This is a genomic window from Maribellus luteus, from assembly GCF_003576475.1.
Taxonomy (GTDB): domain Bacteria; phylum Bacteroidota; class Bacteroidia; order Bacteroidales; family Prolixibacteraceae; genus Draconibacterium; species Draconibacterium luteum.
Map to the genome: position 1 here is coordinate 1 of NZ_QWGR01000335.1, position 504 is coordinate 504.

Annotated in this window: 1 protein-coding gene; it reads left to right on the forward strand. The window is 62.9% G+C overall.

Annotation, left to right across the window (positions count from 1 at the left end; all coding sequences use genetic code 11):
- The coding region (locus D1614_RS29125) for a Tar ligand binding domain-containing protein (RefSeq protein WP_175579337.1) at positions 1-504 on the forward strand (504 nt) is incomplete at both ends.

The following is a 504-nucleotide window of genomic DNA, read 5'->3' on the forward strand; positions in this document are numbered from 1 at the left end:
AGAACACCAGCGTGCGCGCTGGCCTGCTGGCGATTCTGATCACCTTTGCACTGATGATTGTGGTCGGAGCTGCGGTGGGTGTGCAGGCGCTGCGTATCACCAACGCCGCGACCGAGCGCGTGCACGCGATTTCCGATCGCAGCATGCTGCTGAACGACGCGTACAAGGACATGCAGCGCGCACGCACCGGCATGTCACGCTTATACAGCGTCCTGCGTGAAAACATGGACGAGGCTGCCAAGACGGCAGCGCTTGCCAGTTCGGAGAAAGGCCTGAAGAAGGCTATCGAACAGGTGGAAGCCTTCAAGAATGCGCCACGCATCGAAGGTGTCGACGAGTCGCTGCGCCAGGCAATCGTCCAGGCCGCGCAGACGCACATCGAAGCCGTGCAGCGCGCCCTGGCGGCGTTGCGCACCGGCGACGCCGCTGCGTATGCGCAGCTCAACTACAAGGACGTGACGGATACCGGCGCCGCGTGGTCGGTGCAGATCGAAAACTTCCAGC